Annotated in this window: 4 protein-coding genes; 1 reads left to right on the top strand and 3 read right to left on the bottom strand. The window is 70.6% G+C overall.

Features of this window, described 5'->3' with window-relative positions; all coding sequences use genetic code 11:
- On the top strand, positions 1 to 868 hold an 868-nt coding region (locus VGE49_RS11510; RefSeq protein WP_331034691.1), incomplete at its 5' end, for a M16 family metallopeptidase.
- 84 nt (positions 869 to 952) lie between these two features.
- Here VGE49_RS11510 and VGE49_RS11505 read toward each other — a convergent pair.
- The 3 genes from VGE49_RS11505 to VGE49_RS11495 form a co-directional block, all read right to left on the bottom strand.
- Entirely contained in the window at positions 953 to 1780 is an 828-nt protein-coding gene (locus VGE49_RS11505; RefSeq protein ID WP_331034690.1) for a S1 family peptidase, read from the bottom strand.
- A 12-nt stretch (positions 1781 to 1792) separates the two neighbouring features.
- The gene (locus VGE49_RS11500) at positions 1793 to 2236 is read right to left on the bottom strand and encodes a DUF350 domain-containing protein (protein ID WP_331034689.1); all 444 of its coding nucleotides are present in this window, start codon (positions 2234 to 2236) and stop codon (positions 1793 to 1795) included.
- Positions 2237 to 2361: 125 nt separating this feature from the next.
- Positions 2362 to 2682 (bottom strand): metalloregulator ArsR/SmtB family transcription factor, encoded by a 321-nt coding sequence (locus VGE49_RS11495; protein WP_331034688.1) that lies wholly within the window; start codon positions 2680 to 2682, stop codon positions 2362 to 2364.
- Between the last annotated feature and the right edge of the window lie 29 nt (positions 2683 to 2711).

Here is a 2711-nt window from a genome sequence, read left to right as displayed (position 1 = left end):
CGCGCCCGGCGGCGGCACCCTGACCAGCGTCCCGGCCATCACGCGCGACGACGTGACCGCCTTCCACGCCGCCCGCTATCGCCCGTCCCAGGCCACAATCGTCTTCTCGGGCGCCGTGACCCCGGCCGAGGCTCGTGAACTGGCGCAGGCCGCCTTCGGCGACTGGCGCGACCCGTCGTCCGCCGCCCCTGCCCCCGTCACCAAGGCCGGCCCCGCCCTGCCCCCGCGCATCGTCGTCATCGACCAGCCGGGCGCGGGTCAGGCCGCCGTCACCGCCGCCATCCGCGGCATCAAGCGCACCGACGCCGACTACTTCCCGCTGACGCTCGGCAACACCCTGCTGGGCGGCGGCTTCTCGTCGCGCCTGAACCAGGAAATCCGCATCAAGCGCGGCCTCAGCTACGGCGCCCGCTCCTCGGTCGGCGCCCAGCAGGACGTGGGCGTCTTCACCGCCTCGACCCAGACCAAGAACGAGACGGCGACCGAGGTGGCCGACCTGATCCTGGCCGAGGTCGGCAAGCTGGGGACCGCCCCGGCCACCGAGGCCGAACTGGCCCCGCGCCGCGCTGCGCTGATCGGCGGCTTCGGCCGCTCGCTGGAGACGGTGGACGGTCTGGGCGGTCTGGTCGCCAACCTGGCCCTCTACGACCTGCCGATGAGCGACCTGGCCGACTACGCCTCCAAGGTGCGCTCCGTCACCCCGCGACAGGTCGAGGCCGCCTTCGCCGAACACCTGCCGACCGACCGCGCCAGCCTGGTCATCGTCGGCGACGCGTCCAAGTTCATCGACGCCCTGCGGGCCCAATACCCCAACGTCGAGGTGATCCCTCTCACCGACCTGAACCTGAACAGCGCGACGCTGAAGTAGGGATAAGCGAACCTCCCCGCTGCTCGTGGCGGGGAGGACCTCTCTATCCTTTCGTCATCCTCCGGCTTGACCGGAGAATGACGACTATGCCGTCAGGCAGACCACCTGGGCCACGCGCAGGTCGCGCCGCAGCCGGTCGGCCACCTGGCCGTAGTTGTCGGTGTTGACCGCCTCGCCCAAGGCCTTTTCATCCGCGCGCTGCTCACCGCGGATGGCGGGGGCGAAGGTGTCGGGCGAAGTAGTGTAGATCAGCCCCCGTCGCGGGGCCTCGGCGATGGTCACGCCCAGAACCCGGCCGCGACGGTCCAGCGCCGGCGCGCCGGACAGACCCGACAGCGTGCCCTTCAGCCCCTTGGTGCGCCCGGCCTCGGCCCAGGCCAGCACCGGCTCGTCGCGCTCGCCGCGCCCCCGGACCTTCAGCGTCTCGCGACCGAGCAGGCGTGAGGCCACCTCGCCCGGCTCGCCCTGGGGGAAGCCCGGATGGAAGGCGCGCTGGCCCTTGCGCAGCGCCGTCTGCGCCGCGACCGGCAGGGCGGGAGGGCCGCCCTCGGTCAGCAACAGGGCCACGTCGGCGCGTTCCGCCAGCCGCACGTCGGCGGCCAGGGCGCGCCCCCCGCCGATCACCAGAGCCGGCCGACGACAGCCCTCGACCACATGCCGGGCCGTGACCCAGCGCCCGTCCCCGGCGATGGAGAAGGCGGTCCCGGACGACGGCTGGAAAGGCACATCGGGGGCGATGACCGTGACCGACGGATCAAACGGCGTGACCGGCCCCAGCAGGGCGCCGTGCGCCTCGTCGTCCTCGGGCAGGTGAGGCGCGTCGGCCTTTTCCCGTCGCCCCAGGGACACGATCAGCAGGGCCCCGACCACGGCCGCATAAATGGTCCAGTCGGGCAGATGGGGAAAGCGCATCAGGGCGCCGCCTCAGCCGGTCAGGGCGGCGGCCAGGATCAGGGCCGTGGCCAGCTTGGCGCCCGCCAGCACCACGGCGGCGGCGACCTCGCCCTTTTCGATGCGCTGCGGCAGGCCGGTCAGCAACAGGTCGACCACGCGGAAGGCCAGCAGTTGCAGCACCACCGTCGCCACGCCCCAGATGGCGATGTCGCGGATCGACGTCGACGTCGACAGGGACACGGCCAGCGGAATCGCCAGCCCGACCAGCACCCCGGAAAAGGCCACGGCGGCGGCGGGATTGCCCTGACGGATCAGCGCCACCTCGCGCCACGGCGTCAGCAGGGCGTAGACGGTCGCCCCGACCGCCAGGAGGCCGAAGGTCACGATCAGATGCAGAAGCAGGATCGGAAAGCCGGTGGCGAAGGCCTGAACCTCGGGACTCGACAGCACGCTGGGCAGAGACGACGAGTTCATGATGCGCGAGCCCGCAGCCCTCTGCTGAAAACGGAACGAAAGCAAAACAGCCTTGCCCGATCCGACGCCCTTTCCGCAAGGGCGCCGGAGCCACACCCGATCAGGAAAACGGCGTTAGCCCAGCGTCAGGATGCATCGGATCGTCGCCCCTTCGCGATCTCGGCGCTTTCCCGCTTCAACGGCTTGGACACCGGGCAGACCTCCTGAACGTAGCCGTTCAGGGTGTTGGCCAGATGATCGGGCGCCAGACTGTAGTGGACGAACTGGCCCTTCTTCTCGCTGCTCACCAGGCCCGCGACCTCCAGCACCGACAGGTGTTGCGACACCGCCGGCTTCGAGATCTCGAACTTGGCCGCGATCTCGCCCGCCGTCAGATCGGCGTGGGCCAGATAGGCCAGGATCTTGCGCCGGACAGGGCTGGAGAGGGCTTCGAACACACGCTGCATGAGCGGGTATTTAAGCGATTTGCTAAGCG

Source organism: Brevundimonas sp., from assembly GCF_036405315.1.
Taxonomy (GTDB): Bacteria; Pseudomonadota; Alphaproteobacteria; order Caulobacterales; family Caulobacteraceae; genus Brevundimonas.
This window is presented reverse-complemented; position numbering and strand designations above follow the sequence as displayed.

Bases quoted from the DNA above. Each gene is read 5' to 3' on its own strand.
- VGE49_RS11505 (WP_331034690.1), bottom strand. From the start codon at position 1,780: ATGCGCTTTCCCCATCTGCCCGACTGGACCATTTATGCGGCCGTGGTC.
- VGE49_RS11500 (WP_331034689.1), bottom strand. From the start codon at position 2,236: ATGAACTCGTCGTCTCTGCCCAGCGTGCTGTCGAGTCCCGAGGTTCAG.
- VGE49_RS11495 (WP_331034688.1), bottom strand. From the start codon at position 2,682: ATGCAGCGTGTGTTCGAAGCCCTCTCCAGCCCTGTCCGGCGCAAGATC.